At 67.0% G+C, this 20737-nt stretch carries 21 protein-coding genes; 14 read left to right on the top strand and 7 right to left on the bottom strand.

Annotated elements, in window-relative coordinates:
• The first annotated feature begins 4 nt into the window (after positions 1-4).
• Positions 5-2167: a heavy metal translocating P-type ATPase gene (locus tag EL338_RS12095; RefSeq protein WP_126333974.1), complete on the top strand. Its 2163-nt coding sequence runs from the start codon at positions 5-7 to the stop codon at positions 2165-2167.
• 195 nt (positions 2168-2362) lie between these two features.
• Here EL338_RS12095 and aztA read toward each other — a convergent pair whose 3' ends face one another.
• The gene (aztA, locus tag EL338_RS12090; RefSeq protein ID WP_126333973.1) at positions 2363-3007 is read right to left on the bottom strand and encodes a zinc ABC transporter ATP-binding protein AztA; all 645 of its coding nucleotides are present in this window, start codon (positions 3005-3007) and stop codon (positions 2363-2365) included.
• Between the two features lie 23 nt (positions 3008-3030).
• Between aztA and aztB the strand changes: the two genes are divergently transcribed.
• From aztB to aztD, 3 genes are read left to right on the top strand one after another with little or no spacing between them, the layout of a single operon-like run.
• Positions 3031-5028 (top strand): zinc ABC transporter permease AztB, encoded by a 1998-nt coding sequence (gene aztB / locus EL338_RS12085; protein ID WP_126336825.1) that lies wholly within the window; start codon positions 3031-3033, stop codon positions 5026-5028.
• Complete coding sequence (aztC, locus tag EL338_RS12080; RefSeq protein WP_126333972.1) at positions 5025-5939, top strand: zinc ABC transporter substrate-binding protein AztC; 915 nt, start codon at positions 5025-5027, stop codon at positions 5937-5939. The genes aztB and aztC overlap by 4 nt, the downstream gene beginning before the upstream one ends.
• Positions 5940-5963: 24 nt before the next feature.
• Complete coding sequence (gene aztD / locus EL338_RS12075; protein ID WP_126333971.1) at positions 5964-7184, top strand: zinc metallochaperone AztD; 1221 nt, start codon at positions 5964-5966, stop codon at positions 7182-7184.
• 110 nt (positions 7185-7294) lie between these two features.
• Here the strand turns inward: aztD and EL338_RS12070 are convergent, their stop codons facing one another.
• Positions 7295-8995 (bottom strand): PHA/PHB synthase family protein, encoded by a 1701-nt coding sequence (locus EL338_RS12070; RefSeq protein ID WP_126333970.1) that lies wholly within the window; start codon positions 8993-8995, stop codon positions 7295-7297.
• A 435-nt stretch (positions 8996-9430) separates the two neighbouring features.
• Entirely contained in the window at positions 9431-10249 is an 819-nt protein-coding gene (locus tag EL338_RS12065) for a TIGR03560 family F420-dependent LLM class oxidoreductase (protein ID WP_126333969.1), read from the bottom strand.
• A 130-nt stretch (positions 10250-10379) separates the two neighbouring features.
• Here EL338_RS12065 and EL338_RS12060 point away from each other — a divergent pair, with 130 nt between their 5' ends.
• Positions 10380-10658 carry a type II toxin-antitoxin system Phd/YefM family antitoxin gene (locus EL338_RS12060; protein WP_126333968.1) on the top strand — a complete coding sequence of 93 codons (279 nt, stop codon included), beginning with the start codon at positions 10380-10382 and terminating at the stop codon, positions 10656-10658.
• On the top strand, positions 10655-11068 hold the full coding sequence (locus EL338_RS12055; RefSeq protein ID WP_126333967.1) for a type II toxin-antitoxin system VapC family toxin: 414 nt from the start codon (positions 10655-10657) through the stop codon (positions 11066-11068). Before EL338_RS12060 ends, EL338_RS12055 begins: the two co-directional genes overlap by 4 nt.
• Before the next feature lie 9 nt (positions 11069-11077).
• Here the strand turns inward: EL338_RS12055 and EL338_RS12050 are convergent, their stop codons facing one another.
• Complete coding sequence (locus EL338_RS12050) at positions 11078-12544, bottom strand: wax ester/triacylglycerol synthase family O-acyltransferase (RefSeq protein WP_126333966.1); 1467 nt, start codon at positions 12542-12544, stop codon at positions 11078-11080.
• Positions 12545-12562: 18 nt separating this feature from the next.
• Positions 12563-13759 (bottom strand): alpha/beta hydrolase family protein, encoded by a 1197-nt coding sequence (locus EL338_RS12045; RefSeq protein WP_126333965.1) that lies wholly within the window; start codon positions 13757-13759, stop codon positions 12563-12565.
• 306 nt (positions 13760-14065) lie between these two features.
• On the opposite strand from EL338_RS12045, the gene EL338_RS12040 reads away from it, so the two are divergent.
• From EL338_RS12040 to EL338_RS12025, 4 genes are all read left to right on the top strand, one after another.
• Positions 14066-14605 carry a hypothetical protein gene (locus EL338_RS12040; protein ID WP_126333964.1) on the top strand — a complete coding sequence of 180 codons (540 nt, stop codon included), beginning with the start codon at positions 14066-14068 and terminating at the stop codon, positions 14603-14605.
• Between the two features lie 276 nt (positions 14606-14881).
• Positions 14882-15157: a hypothetical protein gene (locus tag EL338_RS12035; RefSeq protein ID WP_126333963.1), complete on the top strand. Its 276-nt coding sequence runs from the start codon at positions 14882-14884 to the stop codon at positions 15155-15157.
• Positions 15158-15527: 370 nt separating this feature from the next.
• Positions 15528-16778, top strand: coding sequence for an IS256 family transposase (locus EL338_RS12030; RefSeq protein WP_126333404.1), 1251 nt, complete (start codon positions 15528-15530; stop codon positions 16776-16778).
• A gap of 86 nt (positions 16779-16864) precedes the next feature.
• The gene (locus EL338_RS12025; protein WP_126333962.1) at positions 16865-17290 is read left to right on the top strand and encodes an AarF/ABC1/UbiB kinase family protein; all 426 of its coding nucleotides are present in this window, start codon (positions 16865-16867) and stop codon (positions 17288-17290) included.
• Positions 17291-17841: 551 nt separating this feature from the next.
• On the opposite strand, the gene EL338_RS12020 is transcribed toward EL338_RS12025, so the two are convergent.
• Both EL338_RS12020 and EL338_RS12015 read right to left on the bottom strand, forming a co-directional pair.
• A complete protein-coding gene (locus tag EL338_RS12020; RefSeq protein WP_126333961.1) occupies positions 17842-18174 on the bottom strand; it encodes a type II toxin-antitoxin system PemK/MazF family toxin in 333 nt (110 codons plus the stop codon).
• A complete protein-coding gene (locus EL338_RS12015; protein WP_126333960.1) occupies positions 18171-18377 on the bottom strand; it encodes an antitoxin MazE-like protein in 207 nt (68 codons plus the stop codon). The genes EL338_RS12020 and EL338_RS12015 overlap by 4 nt, the downstream gene beginning before the upstream one ends.
• 119 nt (positions 18378-18496) lie before the next feature.
• Between EL338_RS12015 and EL338_RS12010 the strand changes: the two genes are divergently transcribed.
• From EL338_RS12010 to EL338_RS12000, 4 genes are all read left to right on the top strand, one after another.
• On the top strand, positions 18497-19048 hold the full coding sequence (locus EL338_RS12010) for a YaeQ family protein (protein WP_126333959.1): 552 nt from the start codon (positions 18497-18499) through the stop codon (positions 19046-19048).
• A 257-nt stretch (positions 19049-19305) separates the two neighbouring features.
• A complete protein-coding gene (locus EL338_RS12005) occupies positions 19306-20313 on the top strand; it encodes a zinc-dependent alcohol dehydrogenase family protein (RefSeq protein ID WP_126333958.1) in 1008 nt (335 codons plus the stop codon).
• 62 nt (positions 20314-20375) lie between these two features.
• Complete coding sequence (locus tag EL338_RS26780) at positions 20376-20501, top strand: hypothetical protein (RefSeq protein ID WP_258538483.1); 126 nt, start codon at positions 20376-20378, stop codon at positions 20499-20501.
• Between the two features lie 9 nt (positions 20502-20510).
• A complete protein-coding gene (locus tag EL338_RS12000; protein WP_126333957.1) occupies positions 20511-20720 on the top strand; it encodes a hypothetical protein in 210 nt (69 codons plus the stop codon).
• Positions 20721-20737: the final 17 nt, after the last annotated feature.

Genomic DNA, 20737 nt, shown 5'->3' with positions numbered 1-20737 from the left:
CTCAATGGTGGCCCTCACCGTACTGTCGGACGCCGCGGGCCGAATCCGTCTGGAAGCACCGTGGTTTCGTAACGACTCGCCGCGCGCAGTAGCCATCGAGGACGCCGTGGAACTGGTGCCCGGGGTGCGGGCGGTGCAGGCCTATCCGCGGACGGCGTCCATCGTCGTCTGGTATTCGCCCAAACGCTGCGACAAGGACGCCGTGCTCGCCGCGATCGAGACGGCCGCGGAGGTTGCCCGTGAGCTAGTGCTGGCCCGGGCCCCGCGCTCGGCCGACGTGACCAATGCCGACGTGCTGCGCATGGCGGTCGGCGGCACCGCGCTGGTGCTGCTGGGCCTGCGCCGCTACGCTTTCCGGCGGCCACCCCTGCTGGGGCCGACCAGCCGGCTGGCGGCCACCGGCGTCACCATCTTCACCGGGTATCCCTTCCTGCGCGGCGCGCTGCGCACCCTGCGCGGTAACCGGTCTGCAGGCACCGATGTGCTGGTCAGTGCGGCCACCATCGCCAGCCTGGTGCTGCGCGAGAACGTCGTCGCGTTGACGGTGCTGTGGCTGTTGAACATCGGCGAGTACCTGCAGGATCTGACGCTACGCCGGACCCGCCGCGCGATCGCGAAGCTGCTGCAGGGCAATCAGGACACCGCGTGGGTGCGGTTGCCCGACGGTGCCGAGGTGGAGATCGCCACCGCCGAGCTCCGGATCGGTGACGAGGTGGTGATCCATGACCAGGTCGCGCTGCCCGTGGACGGCGTGGTGGTCGACGGTGAGGCCATCATCGACCAGTCGGCGATCACCGGGGAGAATCTGCCGGTTGCCGTGGCGGCCGAGGCCCGCGTCTTCGCCGGATCAGTGGTGGTGCGCGGGCGGCTGGTGGTGCGGGCCGAGGCCGTCGGCAACGAAACCACCATCGGCCGGATCATCTCCCGGGTCGAGGAGGCTCAGCAGCACCGGGCCCCGATCCAGACGGTCGGTGAGAACTTCTCGCGGCGCTTCGTCCCGTCCTCGTTCCTGTTGTCGGCGGCTACATTGCTCGTCACCCGCGACGTGCGCCGAGCGATGACCATGTTGCTGGTGGCCTGCCCGTGTGCGGTGGGCCTTTCCACCCCGACTGCGATCAGCGCGGCCATCGGCAACGGCGCACGCCGCGGCATCCTGATCAAGGGTGGTTCGCATCTGGAAGAAGCGGGCCGGGTCGACGCGGTGGTGTTCGACAAGACCGGGACGCTGACCGTGGGTCGTCCGGTGGTCACCAACCTGGTTGCCTTCCACAAGGATTGGGACCCCGAACAGGTGCTCGCCTATGCGGCCAGCTCGGAGATCCACTCCCGGCATCCGCTCGCCGAAGCCGTGATCCGGTCGACCCAGGAACGGCACATCGAGATCCCGCCGCACGAGGAGTGTGAGGTACTCGTCGGGCTCGGCATGCGGACCTGGGCCGATGGCCGCACCCTGTTGCTGGGCAGCCCGTCGCTGCTGAAACAGGAAAAGGTGCGGGTCACCAAGAAAGCCGCCGAGTGGGTGGAAAAGCTTCGCAAGCAGTCCGAGACGCCGCTGCTGTTGGCGGTCGACGGCAAGTTGGTGGGGCTGATCAGCCTGCGTGACGAGATTCGTCCCGAAGCCGCCGATGTGCTGGACCGGTTGCGCGCCAACGGTGTTCGCCGCATCGTGATGTTGACCGGCGATCACCCCGACGCCGCGGCGGTGGTGGCCGAACAACTCGGGATCACCGAATGGCAGGCCGAGGTGCTGCCGGACGACAAGCTGGCGGCGGTGCGACGGCTGCGCGGTGAGGGCCATACCGTGGCGATGGTCGGGGATGGTGTCAACGATGCGCCCGCGCTGGTCGAGGCCGATATCGGCATCGCAATGGGGCTGGGCGGCACCGACGTCGCGGTGGAGACCGCCGACGTCGCGCTCGCCTCGGACGATCTGCACCGACTGCTGGATGTGCGCGATCTCGGTGGCCGCGCGGTCGGGGTGATCCAGCAGAACTACGCGATGTCGATAGCGGTCAACGCGCTGGGATTGCTGATCGGTGCGGCCGGGGCACTGTCGCCGGTGCTGGCCGCGGTGCTGCACAACGCCTCCTCGGTCGCGGTGGTCGCCAATAGTTCGCGCCTGATCCGCTATGAGCTGGAGCCCGCCGCCGACCGCCGTCCTGGCTGACCCACCGACTCATCCGCGGCGCCCGGGCGTGCCGCGCCCTCGACGATCGGCGCCGGCTGATGTCCTCGGTGTCCGACGACTACGGCCAGGTGGAGGGCGCACGATACCGTCTCCGAAGGCCGTGGTCTGCAATCGCGGGGTGAGAACCGAGGGTCATGATTGCGGGCAATCACCGATCCGTCGGCGTTCATTGCCTCAGCCGAGTTCGACGAACTGGTCGGCGGCCTCGATCAGTACCGAATCGTGGGTCGCGACAATCACCGTCGTTCCGGTACCCGCGCACCGGTGCAGCTGCTCGATCAGCCTCGCCGCCGAACACGTGTCCAAACCGGTGGAAGGTTCGTCGAGCAACAGCAGCGGCGCCTCCTGCGCCAGCGCCTGGGCGAGCAGGACCCGTTGGCGCTGACCGCCGGACAATTCGCCGAGTGTCCGATCGCACAGGTCGGTGAGGCCGAGCTCTGAGATCCAACGCTGCACCGCGGCCCGGTCGGCCGCACTCGGTCGCCGCAGCAGGCCAAGCCGGCGCCAGCGACCCATCATCACGGCCGCGGCGACGGTGATCGGAAACGTATCGGTGACCGCACTGCGCTGCACGGCGAAGGCGATATCGCGGGCGTCGACGCGCACCGTGCCGGCAGCCGGTCGCAGCACCCCAGCGAGCAGGGCAAGCAGGGTCGACTTCCCGCAGCCGTTGGGCCCGACAACGGCATTCACCACACCTGGTTGAAACGACAACGTCAGCTGCCGAAACACTGCCGTGCTGCGGTAGTCGAAGTCGACCCCGGACACCGCGGCGCCAGGCGGGGCGACCGTGGCCGTCTTATTGAAAATGGGATTCATTACTGATAAGAGTGTACCCGATGATGTACTGGTTGACGGATCCCTTCCACGCCGACATGGTCCTGCGGGCCCTGATTGCCGGCGTGATCGCTGCCTGCTCCTGCTCTCTCGTCGGATGTTGGGTCCTGCTGCGCCGCAATGTCTTTCTTGGCGAGGCGATGACCCACGGCATGCTGCCCGGGGTCGCCGCCGCGGCGCTGCTCGGCGGAAGCTTGAGGGTGGGCGGACTCGTGGCGGCGCTGGCCATGGCGGTTGGTGTCGCGCTGATCGGCAGGTCGGCGAAGTTGTCCTCCGATAGCAGCATCGGGCTGCTGCTCGTCGGCATGCTGGCCCTGGGCGTGATTATCGTGTCCCAGTCTCAGAGCTTCGCGGTCGATCTGACCGCATTCCTGTTCGGCGATGTATTCGCCGTGCGCACAGTCGACCTCATCGTGCTGGGTGCGGCGCTTGCCATCACCGCCGCGGTGACACTCGTCGGACACCGCGCATTCGTCGCGGCGACATTCGATCCACGCAAGGCCGCCACCCTGGGGCTGCGCCCGCAATGGGCCATCCCGGCGCTGACGGTGCTGATGGCGGTGGCGATGGTCGCCTCCTTCCACGTGGTCGGCACACTGCTGGTGCTGGGCCTGCTGGTCGCGCCGCCGGCAACCGCACTGCTGTGGGTCCGTTCGATTCCGCGGGCTATGGCATTGTCGACGCTGATCGGTTCCGCGGCGGTGTACCTCGGCCTACTGATCTCCTGGTACGCGGGGACGGCGGGTGGCGCCACCATCGCGGGTGTCGCGGTACTGATGTTCTTCACATCGGCGCTGCTTTCGGCACTGCGCGCGAAATGGCTCCGGCTCGGTGTGCTGACCGCCTCAGCCGTCGTCGCGGTGGGTTGTGCCAACGGCTCGGGACCGGCCCCGCCGCCGACCGAGACATCCTCGGCCACCACCGGCGACGGTGTGGCCGTCGCGGACGGCGCCCGCGAGATCGACGGTGCGCTAACCAAACTCGTCCTGGTCGACCCCGCCACCGGTGACACCTCGGTCTATGACGCGGTGCAGGAGACCGAGACCGCGCTCGGCTCCTATGGCCAGGTATCGGCGATCTTCGGGGACGGCCGGTTCGGTTACCTGCGGGCGGGTGAGCGCACCACCGTCGTAGATGCCGGGGCCTGGACCTTCGACCACGGCGATCATTACCATTACTTCGCCACCGAACCCGCGGAGGTTGCCACACTCGACGTGTCCGTCGATGCCGTGGCCGCCGGCAACTCTACCGTCGCCCTCCGAACCGGCACCGGGGCAACAGAATTACTCGACCGGGAGAAGCTCGGGCAGAAGAAGGTCGAGAAGCCTGCACAACTCGGGGTCGGGCCGGATGTCGCCGCGGCCGTGCCATACGGCAGCAGGCTCGTGACCGTGACCGCGGACGGGCGTCTCCAGGTCACCGATGAATCCGGTACCTCCGCTGTGGCCGGCGAATGCCCCGAGGTCACCTGGGCCTTGGCGTCCCGGCGAGCGGTGTCGTTCGGATGCGCGACGGGCGCCGTCCGGGTGACCGGCGGCGCCGGTGAACTGACCACCACCGCAATGGCTTTCCCGCCGGACGCACCGGCCCAGGCGCCTGCGCAGATGGCGTCCCGCGATCGTGCCGATGTCTTCGCCGGCCTGTCGGCGGGCACCGTCTGGGTGTTGGACAGCCGACAACGAGCGTGGACCGTCATCCCGGTCCACAACGCCGTTGCGACCAACACAGCCGGTGACGGATCCGTGCTGGTGCTGCGCCGTGATGGCAGCCTGAGCTCATTCGACGTCGACACCCGCACCGAGACGGCCCGGGTACCGCTGATCGCGGACGGGGTGCCGACCGATGGATTCCCACCGGTGATCGACATCGACTCGGACCGCGCCTACGTCAACAGTGCTGCCACCAAAGAAGTGTACGAGATCGACTATGCCGACGGGCTGCGGATCGCACGCACCCTACGCACGGAGGTGACACCGGGTCTGATGGTCGAGGCGGGTCGATGACCGCAGTGCGGATCTGGATCTTCGCGCTGCTCGGGTTGCTGGTCATCGGCTGCGGCGGTGCCGGCACCACAGGGCCCGGCGGTGGCGAAATCGTGGTCACCACAAACATCCTGGGCGATGTCGTGCGAAACGTGGTCGGTGACACCGCGACCGTGCGGGTACTGATGCAGGCAGGCGCCGATCCGCACTCATTCGGAGTCTCCGCCCAGGACGCCGCGGCGATGAGCGGTGCCCAACTGATTCTCCACAACGGGCTCGGGCTGGAGGAGAACATCGCGCGTAATATCGAAAGCGCTGCTTCCCAGGGCGTTCCGACGCTGGGAGTGGGGGATCGCATCGACAGCATCGCCTATTCCGACGGCGACAGCGCCGGCACACCCGATCCGCATTTCTGGACCGATCCGCAACGCATGGTCGCCGTCGTCGACGCCGTTGAGGAGATGATCGTCGGCGAGATCGACGGCATCGACACCGTCGCGGTGTCGCGCAACGCCGACGAATATCGTAGGCAACTCCGCGAACTGGACGCCGAGATGGCGCAGGCCTTCGGCGCGATACCGCCGGATCGTCGCAAGCTGGTCACCAACCATCATGTGCTCGGATATCTAGCCCAGCGCTTCGATTTCACGGTGATCGGCGCGGTGGTCCCCAGCGGCACCACGCTGGCCGCACCCAGCGCCTCGGACCTGCAGTCCCTGGCAGACGCCATCGACTCGGCTCGGGTCCCGGCGATCTTCGTCGACTCCTCACAGCCAGAGAAATTGGCCCGGGTGCTCGCCGAGCAGGCCGGCGTCGAGGTGCAGATCGTCCCGCTCTACAGCGAATCACTCAGTCCGCCCGGCACTCCGGGCGCGACCTATCTCGACATGATGCGCGCCAATACCGGCGCCATCGTCACCGGTCTGCGATAGCCGCAGGCCAGAAAGGGAGCGAATATGTCAAATCCGAGGTGGCTGTACCGCGTCGGAGCCTTGTCGTTCGCGGCGGCCGCGCTCGCGGCCTGCTCGGCGGGCAGCGACAACGGCGAGAGCACCGGCACGTCAGAGGCGAGCGCATCCGGGACGGCCTCAGCGCCGGCCACCCCAGGTGCTCCCATCACCGACCCCCTGGTCGCCACCTATGACGGCGGACTCTACGTTCTCGACGGTGCGACTCTCGAGGTCAAGCAGGACATCCCGCTGGACGGCTTTCTCCGGGTGAACCCGGCCGGCGACCACGGCCACGTACTGGTCACGACCACGGAGGGCTTCCGCATCCTGGACGCCGCGGGTGGCCGGCTGACCGAGGACGTCTTCCCGGCCATCGAGGCCGGCCACGTCACGCCGCACGGTGAGCACACCGTGCTGTTCGCCGACGGCTCGGGCGAGATCACCGCGTTCGACCCGCATGCGCTGGAGGCCGGCGGGCTGCCCCAGACGCAGAAGTTCACAACGCCTGAGCCGCACCACGGCGTAGCGGTCATCCTTGCCGACGGAACCCGGCTGCAGACCCTCGGCAATCCGGATACCCGCGTCGGCGCCGCCGCATTCGACGGTGACCGCGAGATTGCACGCAACGAGCAATGTCCGGGCGTGCACGGTGAGACCGTGGCGGCCGACGAGGTCGTAGTCCTCGGCTGCGAGGACGGTGCGCTCGAGTACGCCGACGGAAGGTTCACCAAGATCGCAAGCCCCACCCCGTACGGCCGGATCGGCACCACCAAAGGCCACGACGATTCGCCGGTTGTATTGGCAGACATGAAGATCGACCCGGACGCCGAGCTGGAGCGGCCCGAGCAGTTCGCGCTTATCGACACCACGACCGACCAGATGCGCATCGTCGCGTTGCCGCAGGGCGTCAGTTACACCTTCCGGTCCCTGGCCCGCGGGCCGCAGGCCGAGGCGCTGATCCTGGGCACCGACGGCAACCTGCACGTCTTCGACCCGGTCACCGGCGCTCCGACCAAGGCCGTCCAAGTGACCGAACAGTGGACCGAGCCCGACGATTGGCAGCGGCCCCGTCCCACGCTGTTCACCCGCGAGGGCGCGGTGTACGTCTCCGACCCAGCCACCAAGCAGATCCATCTGGTGGATCTGGCGGCCGGAACCGTCGCCGAGTCGGTGACGCTGGAGCAGACGCCGAACGAGTTGAGCGGCACGGTCGGACACCACCACTGATCGGGCGTGACACCGGCCCGGCGGGTATCACCCGCCGGGCCGGTGCGTCGATCAGCAGCGCCCCATCAACCAGCGATCGTCGGTCGGCTGGACCCCAGCCTCAACGAGGCTCAGGGTTTCGGTGCCTTCTCCTTGACATAGCTGCCTGGTGCGGGCTCGATCTCGGTGTAGGTGCCGCTGCCCAGGCTCTGCGGCGCCGCGACCTTGTCGCCGGCGGTCTTGGCCAGCCATTCGTGCCAGACCGGCCACCAGCTGCCGGGGACGCTCTTGGCGGAGTCGAGCCACTTCTCCGGGTCGGGGTCGTAGGATCCGCGTTTCTTGGACACCCAGTAGTTGCGCTTGTTCTTCGCCGGGGGATTGATCACGCCGGCGATGTGGCCGCTGGCGCCGAGGACGAATGTCGGTTTGCCGCCGAGGAATTGGGTGCTCGCGTAGGCCGACGTCCACGGCACGATGTGATCCGCCCGGGAGGCGTAGACGAACGACGGGATGTCCAGCGAGCCGAGGTCCACCGGGACGCCGGCCTGCACGGTGCCGCCGGGTTCGCGAAGCTTGTTCTCCAGGTACAGGTTTCGTAGGTACCAGCTGAACATCGGGCCGGGCAGGTTGGTGTCGTCGCTGTTCCAGTACAGCAGGTCGAACGGCGGCGGGGCCTGGCCCTGCAGGTAGCCCTTGACGACGTACGGCCAGATCAGGTCGTTGGCCCGCAGCAGCGAGAAGACCTGGGCCAGCTCGCTGCCCTGCAGCACCCCGCCGTTGCCGATCCTCGCCTCGCGCTGGGCGACGCTGGCTTCGTCGACCAGCAGGCCGATCTCGCCGGTGTCGGTGAAGTCGAGCAGCGTGGTCAGCAGCGTCATGCTGGCGGCCTTCTGATCGCCGCCGGCCTGCAGGACCCCCAGCGCGCTGGCCAGCAGCGTGCCGCCGGCGCAGAAGCCGAGCGTGTTCGCCTTGTCGGCGCCGGTGACGTCCAGCGCCACATCGATGGCCTGCAGGACACCGTCGACAACGTAGTCGTCCCAGGTGATTTGGCCCTGCTCGGGGCCAATGTTGCGCCACGACAACAGAAAAACTGGGTGGCCCTCGGCGACCGCGTGCGCGACGAACGAGTTCTCCGGCTGCAGGTCCAGGATGTAGAACTTGTTGATACACGGCGGGATGATGACGAGCGGACGTTCGTGCACCTCGTCGGTGGTCGGGGTGTACTGGATGACCTGGATGAGCTCGTTCTGATAGATGACCGCACCCGGCGTGGTGGCGACGTTCTCGCCCACCTCGAACGCCGATTCGTCGGTCATCGAGACGCGGCCCTTGGCCAGGTCCTCGGTGAACAGGCGCATGCCCTCGATGAGGCTCCTGCCGCCGGTTTCCAGCGCCAGCTGCTGGGCCTCCGGATTGGTCATCAGATTGTTGGCCGGGCTGAGCGCATCGACCACCTGGCGCAGCGCGAAACTCCACTGGCCCTTGCTGCGCTCGTCGAGCGGGGCCGCCTCGAGGGCCTTGGTCAGCAGATCCACCTGGGTCAGGTAGGCCCGCGCCGTCGCCTCGAAGCGGGGGTCCTTGGTCCAGGCCTCGCCGGCGAAGCGGCGGTCGGCGATCGGTTTCGCGGCCGGACCGAGCCCGAACATCGCGGCCCACTGCCCGGTGAGCTGATTCCAGGTGTCCAGCTGCCATTCGGTGGAAGCGGCCAGCGCCTCCGTCCATTGTTTGGCCACCGGGATCTCCGGGCCACCGGCGGCCGCGGTCAGCAGCGCCTGCTGCGATTCCACGAGATCGGTGAACCAGCGAGTGGCGTCGGTGCTGGGCTGGGACATGACATCGCCTCCAAAGGTCAGGGCGACGCGGGCACGGGCTACCGGTGGACGTGGTCGCGCCTCCGGCCTCAGGATGCTACGAGCGGTTCGGTGGCGTCATCTTTCGTCCGCTGGTTGAAAACTGGGGCGTCGTTATCCTGGACGAGGGTCGAGCGGAGGGGAGGGGCGCCTTGGTCGAATGCCGTAAATGCCAACAGGCTTTGTGCAGCCATGACGCTGCCTGCCCGACGATGATCCGGTGGTACGACGACCCGTGGGACGGCGAGTTCTGGCGGCGCTGTGAGTGCACGGCGTCGATCGAGGCCGCGACATGCCCGGTGACGGTCAGGCGGGTGGAGCGACCCGGGCGGTGACGCCTCCCGTCGAGAAGCACTTACGCCGAGGGCTGCAGTCGAATGCTGACTCCAATCCGGGGCATAACGCCCGAACGCCGCCTCAGAGCGCCGCGCAACGCGCCAGCAGGTCCTCGTCTGGAGGCTGGTAGAACGACAGCACCACGTGCTGGCAGCCGACGTCGCGGTACTGCGGCAGCGAATCCAGTTGCTGCTGCACCTGTTCCGCATTGCCCGGATGCAGGAACAGCTGGACCGACCGCCGGATCTCCTGGGGCGGGCGGCCGACCTCGGCGCAGGCCTCGTCGAGGGCGGCGTTGGTGCGCGACCACTCCTGCGCGCCCTGCCCCGGGGCGTTCCATTCGTCGGCGTGCCGGGCGATCACCCACAGCATCTTCGGTTTCATCCCGCCGATGACGATCGGCGGATGCGGGTGCTGCAGCGGCTTCGGATTCGCCAGCGCGTCCTCGACGGTGAAGTACTTGCCGCTGAAGCTGACTCGGTCTTCGGTCCAGAGTCGCCGGACCACCGTCAGCGCCTCGTCGAGCATCGCCACCCGGGCACCCGGCGCGGGGAACTCGAAGCCGTAGGCCTGGTGCTCCGCCTCGTGCCAGCCCGCGCCGAGCCCGAACTCCAGCCGACCGTGGGACATGTGATCGATGGTGGCCGCCATCTTCGCCAGCAGGGCCGGGTTGCGGTAGGTGACCGAACCCACTAGGCAACCGATCCGTGCATTCTTGGTGTGTGCGGCCATGCCCGCCAGCAGGGTCCAGCCGTCGTAGGTCAGCAGTTCCGCGTCGGTCAGCCCGTAGAAGTGGTCGTAGTCCCAGATGGCATGGAAACCGAGGGCGTCGGCGCTGCGCCAGAAGCGTTCCAGCACCGGGTAGTCGAAGGTCGGGGCCAGCTTCGCCGAGATCAGCATGACCGCAACCTACACCCGGGCGCGCGGCGCGGCCGTTGAACGTTTGTCGCCAGAGCAACGCTTCGCGGCCGTATCGATGACCGCCTGCACCACCACTTGGGAGTAGCACACTTTGTGCTACCATTCTGAAATGGAGGCTATCGGAGTCCGCGAACTGCGGCAACACGCATCGCGATACCTCGCGCGGGTTGAAGCCGGTGAGGAACTCGGCGTCACCAACAACGGCCGACTCGTCGCCAGACTGGTCCCGGTGCAGGACGTCGAACGGTCCCGCGAATCCCTGATCGAGGCCGGCGTTCTGACCCCGGCCAATCGGCCGCGGAACCTCTTCGACATCATTGCCACGCCAGATCCTGGCCGTGAGCGCACCCTGTCGGAAGTTCTCAGCGAGATGCGCGACGAACGTTGATCTACCTGGACACGTCTGCCCTGACCAAGCTGCTCGTCGCCGAAGCCGAGACACCAGACCTGCAGTCGTGGCTCCTCGAACAGCGCGACCACGGCGAAGACCACGCGGTGACGAGCGCCCTCGGCCGTGTCGAATTGATGAGAGCTGTTGCGCGGCTGGGGGAGCCGGGACTTCACGAGCGTGCACTCTATCTGCTCGACGGCCTGGACATTCTGCCGTTGACCGACGCCGTGATCACCTTGGCCGAAACGATCGGCCCCGCCCGCCTGCGCTCACTGGACGCGATTCACCTTGCCTCGGCCGCCCAGATCAGGCGTGAGCTCACGACGTTCGTCACCTACGACCACCGGCTGTTGGAGGGCTGTCGCGCAGTCGGTTTCGACACCGCGTCGCCGGGCGGCTCGGCATGAGCCCGCACGTCAGCCTTGGACCTCGCGGGCGGCCTCGAGCAACTCCTCGACAGCGCCGCTGAGGCACTGCTCGTACACCTCGGGGTCGGGGAGGGCCTTGCGGTCGGCGGTGAAGCAGAACGTCACGCGGTTGCCGTAACTGCCGATGCCGTTGTTGAGCCCCATGCCGTCGAGCACCGGACCAAGCCCGGTGGTGTCGACCATCTGCGCGCCACAGAAGTACATCGGGGTCAGCGGCCCAGGGACGTTGCTCACCAAGGTATGAGCGGCGACGGTGCGCCCACGCCGACTCAGGGCGCGCACGGCGGCGCGTTGCACCGTGCCGATCAGGCCGCCGAAGGCCTCCTCCGACATCGCGATCAGCGATCGGACCGGGTGCGCACCCGAATCCTTGACGTGCGCAGTCGATTTCACGATGCGCGCGAGCCGGTCGAGCGGGTCGTCTTCGTCGGTCGCCATCGTGATGGGTGCAACCGAGTATTCATTGCCGCTGGTCCCGGTGCTGGTCGCCGAGACCGTGGTGCCGCTGGAGCGGGTGGCCGTCGGCCGGACCGAGATGGGCATCATCGCCACCATGGCCTCGTCGGGCAACTCGTCCTTGTCGAGCAGATAGCGCCGGATGGCCCCGCCGACGATGGCGACGCCGACGTCGTTGATCGTGGCTTGCGGCATCGCCGCGCGGATCTCCTTGAGGACGTCCAGCGTCGTGTAGGCGGTGCCGAACACGCGATGCGGCGAGACCACCTGGTTGAAGCGGGTCGCCTTGGCCAGCGACGCCGGCGATGTCACGGCCGGGTCCCGGGTGTCGGTGACCAGCGCGGGCAGTTGCGGCGCGAGCTTGCGGACCTGACGCAGCACGTCGACAGGCCGGACAGCACCATGCAGCGCAGCGCGGCTCAACAGGCCGAGGTCGGACGGCATGGAGTCCGGTTCCCACTGGTAGTCCTCCGGGACCGGCGGCGGTCCGTCGTCGGGCTCGTGGCTGTGCAGCGCGGTGAGGATCTCGGCGCCGGCGACACCATCGATGGCGGAGTGGTGCACCCGCAGGAACACGGCGAAGGCGCCCTGCGGCAGATGGTCGACGCCGTCGAGCCCATCGATCAGGTACAGCTCCCAGGGCGGCCTGGTCAGGTCCAGGGGCCGAGCGTGGATACGCGCGATCTGGGTGCACAGCTGCCGCCAGCTACCCGGACGCGGCAGGGCGATGTGCCGGACGTGGTATTCCAGATCGAAGTCGCCGTCCCGGATCCACCAGGGCCGGTCCAGCCCAAAGGGCACGTGCACCAGCCGTTCCCGGAAGCTTTCGGCGACATGAAGGCGTGCCTCGACGTACTTGAGGACCTCCTCGTAGGTGACCGGGTCGCGCGTCTCGGTGCGCGTCGAGGGGTCGTAGATGCCGACGATGCCGATGGTGTTGTGCGCTGTCGCGGTGTCGAGTGACACCATCGTCCAGTCGGCACTGGAAAGCTGACGCATGGTTTCCCCCTGGCTCCCTCAGGAATGGTGTCGCAGCCCGGACGAGGCGAGGAGCGAGGCGATGTGGTCGTCGTAGGCCGCTCCCCGCCACGCGGTGACGTGGCCGCGTGGGCACCACGCGATCGACGGTTCGCCCCAGTGCCGCCAGAGCTGGGCGGCACCGCGCGGCGGCGCGATCCGGTCGACCTGTCCGGCCACGATGTGGCGCCGCTGGTGGGGGACCAGGCACGGCCGGGCCAGCGGTGAGACGACGCGGTGTACGAGCTCCGAGCGATGGTCGTGCACCTTGCGGTGCCAACGGCGTTTGGCCGGCGTGATCGGCTCGGCGTCGCGCATCGACGCGGCCAGGTCGCTGGTCGGGACGATGGCTACGAGACAAGCCAGGTCGCCGTCGAGCGTCGAGAGCAGGTTGACGACGTAGGAGCCCAGCGATACGCCGAGCAGGCCGACCGACGGCGCCTGCTGGTCTTCGCGCAGCCACTGCAGCAGCCGCCGGATGTCCCACACCGACTGGGTGAGCCCCAGCACGTTGTTGATCGCGAAGATGTTGGACGCGAACTGCCGCGAAGGGGAGAAGCCGCAGGAGCGCGGACCGTGCAGCGGGAGCACGGGCATGGCGATGTTGATGCCGAGTTCCTCGTGCAGATGGCGCACGCGCAGCATCTTGGCGTCCGACGGCCGTCCCATCCCTTGCCCGTGGACGACGACGAGCCATGGTCGGGGAGCACCGGGGTGACGCAGCAGCGGAACCGACACCCGTTCGTTGGCGCGGAACGTCCGCCAGCGATCGCCGCCGGGCTCGCGCTTCTCCGGCCGCCAGCCGCTGTCGAACCGGGCGATCTCCCGTCCGGGTGAAAGGGCCGCGATCCGAACGTCATCCGGCGCGTTCGGGCGCCGGTGCCGAAGCTGCGGAGCGTCCAGCCAACCGGCGTCACCGTAGTAGCGGACCGCGGCGTCGAGTTCGGTCGAGGCCGCCGCATAGTCCTGCGCTGATCCCAGCGACGACAGCAGCGGCATCGGCGCCGCTAGCAGCGCGTCGACGGCTGCGGCCACCCCGAGCCCGAACGAGGGCTCCGGTATCGGCACGTCGTCGCGGGTGGTGACGCCGCGCCTCCGGGCCGTCTCCGCGCGGGCGACCTCACGGGCCCCGGCCATACCGGCGGCTACCAACGGTGTGGCCGCGGCGGCCAGGCCCAGCCAGGTCGAGCGTCTCACCGCTGCACTCCTTGTGTGCGCCGAAGATTCGTTGGCCCCGTGGTCCTCGGATGACGGGGGACCCGTCGAGGCGGCGTCATCGCAGTCGAAGGCCATCGAACCGTGAGTTGCTGCCGCTTCGGACACAGGACCAGCTTTGCAGCCTGGTCACGGATAGTCGTCGTTATCCGTGAACTCGTGTGTCGTGTCGCGGCCCTAATCGAGTACTACGAACCTGCAGTTAAGGCCCGCGGAAACGAGGGATTCGCCGACGATTGCAGGCGCGACTATCGTCGACCTCGGGCATTGTCTAGGAGGTGAGCCCCCGTGTTCCGTCTGCGGTCGCGCCACCAGTCGATCGAAGAGACCCTCGAGCAGATCGAACACCGGGTGTTCGACGACATCCGTCTGCCCCCATGGGCACGACGGGTGGCGTGGGCGGCGACCACGGTGCTGATCATGACCGGAATCACCGAATGGGTGATAGGAGGGGCCCTACCGCTGGTCACCTCCGCGCTGGGCGCCGCTGCCGCGATCAGTTCGGTCGCCACACTGCGGCGTCGCCGGTTCCGCTGGTGCGTCGCGGCGGCATACCTGTCCGGGTTGTCGACTGTCGCCGGCGTCGGGGCGTTCTGGTGGTCACGTACCGGCTCGGCGGGCCCGATCCTGGCGACTTCCACCGGCGTGGCCGCCGTGGCCGCGGCCACGCTCACGGCAGTGTGGGTCGCGGTGGCGATCACCCCGCTGCAGGATTCGCATCCGGATATGCGGCAGACCTCGAAGCGCAAGTGGGGTGTCCGCGAGAGCGGCGACACGATCACCTGGCCACCGCCAAGCGCGGAGCCGCACCGGCCCGATCGCAAGTAGTTCTTTTTCGTCAGTGAGCGCGCGACGACGAGATCGCCATGCGCCAACGAGGCTCGACGCTAGCGGCGCGACGGCATCCAATGCCGTCGCGCCGCTGTCATTCGTCGAGAAGGTTACTTCTTCTTCTTTTTCTTGTCCTTCTTCTTGTCCTTCTTCTTCGACATGGTCACACCTCCTTGCCGTCAACGAATTGTTGCCCTTAGTCAATCATGCGTTGACGAAAGTGTCAACAAATCGTTGCCGCCGGGAGTGCAATCGACCCTCTATGCTGCGTCCATGGATGCGCACGCACCCCACCAGCAGTTGGCGGACGCGCTCGCGGAACTGGACGCCGCGACCGACCCCCTGAGCCGCCTCGATGCGGCCCGGCAGATCCGCGAGTTGGCGGAGGCACTGGAGCTCGCGCAGGTGCGGGCCGCGCGGGAGCATGGCACGTCCTGGAGCAAAATCGGCGCCACCTATGGCCTCACCAAACAGGGTGCGCAACAACGCTTCCGCGCCGATGCGCGCCGCCCGAAGGGTGGCAGGAAATCCACATCGGGGGAGGAGTAGCCGGTCTACGATCCGTAGCGGCGTCTCCGCGCTCCTCGCGCGAGGCCTCGAAGGTCTCCCGACCTGCGGACGCCGGCCCTTCTGCACAAACGCCGTTCTGCCGGCGCCGCGGCTGTCATCATGTTGATGTGCCGAAGGTGCCGCGCCACGCTCTGCATCGAGGCGCCAAGTTGGCCGGCCTGCCAGTGGGCGCTGCGGGCCGCGCCGTAGTCGGGTGGGGCCAGAAGCGGGTAAGTCCCCTGGGGTGGTGGGGTTTCGGAGCTGAGGACGACCCGGGCCCGGGTGTGTCGGTGAAGGCTTTCGGGCGGGCCATCGCGTAGTGGTCAGTGAGTTACCTACCAAGTGACTCAAGCAAAGGACGCACCACGCGATGACCCAGGACCATTCTGCCTTGCTCGCCCAGCTCGATGCACTCAAGTCCGCTGATGCTGGGGCGGTGTTCGCCGAGCTGATCCGCGCCGGGCTGCAGGCGTTGATCGAGGCCGAGGCCACCGAGACCATCGGGGCCGGACGCTACCAACGCAGCGGCGAACGCAGCACGCACCGCAACGGGCATCGGCCCAAGACGGTATCGACGACCTCCGGCGATATCGAGGTCAAGATCCCCAAACTGCGGGCCGGCTCCTTCTTCCCCTCGCTGCTGGAACGGCGCCGTCGCATCGACAAGGCCCTGCATGCGGTGATCATGGAGGCCTACGTCCATGGCGTGTCGACCCGCAGCGTCGATGGCCTGGTCGCCGCACTCGGGGTTGGATCCGGGGTCTCCAAATCGGAGGTCTCGCGCGTCTGCGCCGGCCTCGACCGCGAGATCGAGGCTTTCCGTACCCGCAGCCTGACCCACACCACGTTCCCGTACGTCTTCTGCGACGCCACCTTCTGCAAAGTCCGCGTCGGCGCCCACGTGGTCTCTCACGCGTTGGTGGTGGCCACCGGAGTCTCGATCGACGGGACCCGTGAGGTGCTGGGCACCGCGGTCGGTGACAGCGAGTCTTTCGAGTTCTGGCGGGAGTTTCTGGCCTCGCTCAAGGCCCGCGGCCTTTCCGGGGTGCACCTGGTGATCTCTGATGCCCACGCCGGGTTGAAAGCCGCCGTGGCCCAGCAGTTCACCGGGTCGTCCTGGCAGCGCTGCCGGGTCCATTTCATGCGCAACCTGCATGGCGCGGTGGCCGCCAAACACGCCCCGGCGGTCACCGCGGCGGTCAAGACGATCTTCGCCCACACCGACCCCGCTGATGTGGCTGCGCAGTGGGATCAGGTCGCTGACACGCTCTCGGGCAGTTTTCCGAAGGTGGCCGCGATGATGGATGAGGCGAAAGCCGACGTGCTGGCCTTTACCGCGTTCCCGCGCACCCACTGGCAGAAGATCTGGTCGAACAATCCCATCGAGCGGCTCAACAAGGAGATCAAACGCCGTGCCGATGTCGTGGAGATCTTCCCCAACCCCGCCGCGTTCCTACGGCTGGCCACCGCGGTGGTCATCGAGGCCCACGACGAATGGCAGGTCACCCGCCGCTACCTGTCCGAGGTGTCCATGGCTGAGCTGCGCAAAGTCATCGACGCAAAACACGCCGCCGCCCACCCAGTGACCGAACCGGTTTCCTCACAACGCCAAATCGCCTAGCATTCACCACGACTCGTTGATCACCACGCGTGAACCCACGCCGATCCGAAGTCCACCACCCCAAGGGGCACTATCTCGTGAGATCCGTGCCGCTGGATCTGCTACCCGACGGTGAGATCCGCACGGCGGCCCAGAGGGATTTGTCGGACCGATTGCAGGCGATGGGTTTCAGCGATTCAGGTGTCGACGTTCGACCCGAGGATGTCCTGGCGAACTTTGGACCGATCGTAGAACCGCTGTGGGAGGACCGGTTCAAGTTCAGCAGGGATTGGCTGCAACGGCAGGTTCCTCGACTTCAAGGCCTTGTTCGCGGTCATGATTTTCTCGCCGCCGCTAGATTGAACGTCCCGGCAGAGCATGCGTTGATGTTCCGCACCCTTGTCGGACTCGTCGCAGTGACCTGTCAGCTAGAAGCCGAGGTTGCGCTGCGCGACATCGTCCTCAGGTGGTATCCCGAGTTCGCTGAGCCAAAGATCCCGCCCGCAGTGGCGGACGCGTTGGGTACCAGCTGATATCGCAGCGGGCTGGCAAGCCTGGCAGTCGCGAAACATGAAACACAACAGCATGATTCGCTGAGCAGCCCGCCGTAGACGTTCCGTCACTGTGACGTATCTAGCAATCTCACGAGGGAGGTCCGTGCGCAGGGGCCGAGGCCGGCGCCAGCCGCAAGACATGACCCAGGGACCGCAGTGGGGCATCGCCGGCGCGAACCCGCCTGGGATGGCAGCGCTGCATCCAGACCCGACTCGAGTCGCGATGCGGGCTGTCCGGCACTCTCAACCAGTAGCGGATTCGGAAGCCGCAACGGTCGTCGCCGCGGCATCTGGAGCCTGCCGTGAGGCCGGGAGCTGCAACAACGGACACTCTCAGATGGTCGCGGAAAAACAGTCGGATCCGGAATGCCCTCAGATAGTCGCGGAACACTCTCAAGAAGTAGCGGATCGGACAGCAAGAGACCCCGGATCGGACAGTGCGCCCGAAGCCCCAGGTCCCCATTGTGCCGATAAGCTACATTATGTCAACTAAACTGCACCTAATTACGCTCAAGCCCAACGGTTTTCATTTACCGGGCCAGTCCAAGGAATGCCATCATCGCCCGCTCCACCTCGACGACTTGTTCCGCAGTGAGCCGGCCGACTCGGACGTGAACGTTCGACCTTCTGACGGTGGTGAGCTGATCGATCATCACGTCGCTGTCGTGGTCCAGTCCCGATAGCCGACCTTGTCCGCCGGTTATCCGAATGCGCATCAACGGCGCATCCAACAACGTGCTGGTCATGGGCGCAACCGTCACTGAACCCGTGGCGTCAAAGAGGTCATCCTGAACGATCACCGCCGGACGTGACTTCCCCGCGTAGATGCCCCCCGCTACCGTCCAGATCTCCCCTCGGTTCACTCCTCATCCCAGGGCGTCGAGACAGCCTCGATAAAGTCCTGGTCGTCGTTGCTCTCGTCCGCTCTTGCGACCAACGAAGCCTGGCGATGCGCCTCGGCGGCGAAACTCTCAGTGCGCACGTCCGGCACCCAGACTTGCAGCGGCCGCAGGCCGCGCTCGCGCATCCGCCGCCTGTACTCGCCTACCCTGTCCCTCACCGCCATGTCGACATGTTACATGTAACGGGCTGGTGACGACTCGAACCGCCGTCTGACTCGGCGGCCCCTGTCCACTCAATGCGACCCGACCACTCGGGGGGCACCACCTGGGTGGACACTATGGCGTGGCACTTTCTGCAACAGTATTCAAAGTCGAACTTGGCGTCTCCGATGTCGATCACGACTACTACGCCGATCACACTCTGACCATGGCCCGTCATCCCAGTGAGACCGATGAGCGGATGGTGGTGCGGTTGTTGGCGTTTGGGCTGCGCGCACACCGCCTTGGCGACGTCGACGGTGAGTTGGCGTTCGGGGCAGGCCTGTCCACCCCCGGTGTACCGGACTTGCGCCTCGCCGACTACACCGGCCGGATCCTGGAATGGATCAACGTCGGCCAGCCCGACGAACGCGCCTTGGGCAAGGCGGCCAGCCAGGCCGAGCAGGTGCTGCTCTTCCCGTTCGCCGCCGGCGTGGCCACCTGGTGGCGCACTGTCGGACCCAAAGTGGCGGGGCTGCCGAATCTGTCGGTGGTGCAGATACCACACCCAGCGGTGCAGCAACTGGCCCAGACTGTCGATCGACGGATCTCGGCGCAGGTGATGGTGATCGAAGGTCAGGTGACGATGACCGTAGGCGGAGTCGACGCCACCTTCACACCCGAGCCATTGGAGTGAACGTCTGAGTCCCAGGTACCAGTCGATGGAGTTGGCGGCAATGATGACGCCGAGGCGTCATCATTGCCCGGCCAGGCCTGGCCGGAACGCCAGCGTGATCATGGCGATGCCACCCGCGCACCGGGTGACAGGCGTGTCACTATCCTCGAAAGTATCGGCATTGCCGGCGGGAGTGTGTGGATCGTGCGAGCGAGGCTGAGAGACGACCATCTGTCCCAGCGCGCCGCAGGCCCGCAACCACGATGAGGAACGCCGATATGACTGATCTGATGAAAGCCGTTGTGCTCCCCCGCTTCGGAGGCACCGATGCTTTCGAGTTGCGCGACGTCTCGGTACCACGAGTCGAACCCCGCCAGGTACGGGTGCGCGTCCATGCGACGGCCGTCAACCCGCTCGACTATCAGATCCGGCGCGGAGACTACGCCGATCATGTGCCGCTCCCGGCGATCATCGGGCACGACATCTCCGGCGTGATCGAGGAAGTCGGATCCCACGTGACCGAGTTCCGCCCCGGCGATGCGGTGTACTACACGCCCCAGATCTTCGGCGGAGCCGGCTCCTACGCCGAGCAGCACGTCGCCGACGTCGACCTCGTCGGCCGCAAGCCGGAGAACCTCAGCCACCTAGAGGCGGCGAGCCTGACTCTCGTCGGCGGAACGGTCTGGGAATCCCTGGTGACGCGAGCGCAGCTCACCGTGGGCGAGACGATCCTCATCCACGGCGGCGCCGGCGGTGTCGGCACCATCGCGATCCAGATCGCGAAAGCGGTCGGCGCACACGTGATCACCACCGCGAAAGCCGGCGACCATGAGTTCGTGCGCTCTCTCGGAGCGGATGCGGCGATCGACTTCACTTCGACCGACTACGTCGATGCTGTGGCCGAGATGACGCGAGGTGAGGGAGTCGATGTCGTCTACGACACGATCGGTGGCGACGCGCTCACCCGAAGCCCGTTGACGCTGGCCGACTTCGGACGCGTCGTCAGCATCGTCGACATCGAACAGCCGCAGAACCTCATCGAGGCGTGGGGCAAGAATGCCGCGTATCACTTCGTCTTCACCCGACAGAACCGAGGAAAACTGGACGCACTCACCACGCTGATCGAGCGCGGCCTCGTGAAGCCGGTTATCGGCGCAACTCTTCCGCTCGCACGAATGGGCGAGGCTCATGAACTCCTGGAGAACAGGCGGTCGTATGCACTCCGCGGCAAGGTCGCGATCGATGTAGCGGGTGAAACTGTGGCAGTTCCTCCTCGCATCTCGTAACCGACCGCTCAGTTCCACTTCCACCGTCGCCGAAACCGCCTCGACACCAGCAGTGCCGATGGATGAGTTTCGCCTACCGAGACACCGATACCTCCGGGCCGGGGCGGCTCATCTTCGACGCCCGTTGGTGGTCAGGCGGCGATCTGTTCGACCTGTCCGACGGCGTGATGCTTTCGTTCCCACCGTAGGCTCACGGCATGCACAACGTGACTCTGACCAGCAGCGCAGCAACGGCGACGCTGACGGTGGGACTGGCGGCCTACTCAGCATTGATCCTCGCCGGCATCGCGGTGGCGATCCACGGTGCCCGCCGGCACCGGCGAGGCCAGGCGATCGCCGCCGTAGTGCTGGTCGGCGTGCTGACCCTCGCCGGCGTGGTGATGGGGATTGTCAGCAGCGTCGCGTGAACCCTGGTGCTCCCCGT

This window comes from Mycolicibacterium chitae, assembly GCF_900637205.1.
GTDB classification, from domain to species: domain Bacteria; phylum Actinomycetota; class Actinomycetes; order Mycobacteriales; family Mycobacteriaceae; genus Mycobacterium; species Mycobacterium chitae.
This window is presented reverse-complemented; position numbering and strand designations above follow the sequence as displayed.

Excerpts from the sequence above, each read along its gene's own strand:
- EL338_RS12095 (WP_126333974.1), top strand. The coding sequence starts at position 5 with ATGGTGGCCCTCACCGTACTGTCGGACGCCGCGGGCCGAATCCGTCTG.
- aztA (WP_126333973.1), bottom strand. The coding sequence starts at position 3,007 with ATGAATCCCATTTTCAATAAGACGGCCACGGTCGCCCCGCCTGGCGCC.
- aztB (WP_126336825.1), top strand. The coding sequence starts at position 3,031 with ATGTACTGGTTGACGGATCCCTTCCACGCCGACATGGTCCTGCGGGCC.
- aztC (WP_126333972.1), top strand. The coding sequence starts at position 5,025 with ATGACCGCAGTGCGGATCTGGATCTTCGCGCTGCTCGGGTTGCTGGTC.
- aztD (WP_126333971.1), top strand. The coding sequence starts at position 5,964 with ATGTCAAATCCGAGGTGGCTGTACCGCGTCGGAGCCTTGTCGTTCGCG.
- EL338_RS12070 (WP_126333970.1), bottom strand. The coding sequence starts at position 8,995 with ATGTCCCAGCCCAGCACCGACGCCACTCGCTGGTTCACCGATCTCGTG.
- EL338_RS12065 (WP_126333969.1), bottom strand. The coding sequence starts at position 10,249 with ATGCTGATCTCGGCGAAGCTGGCCCCGACCTTCGACTACCCGGTGCTG.
- EL338_RS12060 (WP_126333968.1), top strand. The coding sequence starts at position 10,380 with ATGGAGGCTATCGGAGTCCGCGAACTGCGGCAACACGCATCGCGATAC.
- EL338_RS12050 (WP_126333966.1), bottom strand. The coding sequence starts at position 12,544 with ATGCGTCAGCTTTCCAGTGCCGACTGGACGATGGTGTCACTCGACACC.
- EL338_RS12035 (WP_126333963.1), top strand. The coding sequence starts at position 14,882 with ATGGATGCGCACGCACCCCACCAGCAGTTGGCGGACGCGCTCGCGGAA.
- EL338_RS12030 (WP_126333404.1), top strand. The coding sequence starts at position 15,528 with ATGACCCAGGACCATTCTGCCTTGCTCGCCCAGCTCGATGCACTCAAG.
- EL338_RS12015 (WP_126333960.1), bottom strand. The coding sequence starts at position 18,377 with ATGGCGGTGAGGGACAGGGTAGGCGAGTACAGGCGGCGGATGCGCGAG.
- EL338_RS12005 (WP_126333958.1), top strand. The coding sequence starts at position 19,306 with ATGACTGATCTGATGAAAGCCGTTGTGCTCCCCCGCTTCGGAGGCACC.
- EL338_RS26780 (WP_258538483.1), top strand. The coding sequence starts at position 20,376 with ATGAGTTTCGCCTACCGAGACACCGATACCTCCGGGCCGGGGCGGCTC.
- EL338_RS12000 (WP_126333957.1), top strand. The coding sequence starts at position 20,511 with ATGCACAACGTGACTCTGACCAGCAGCGCAGCAACGGCGACGCTGACG.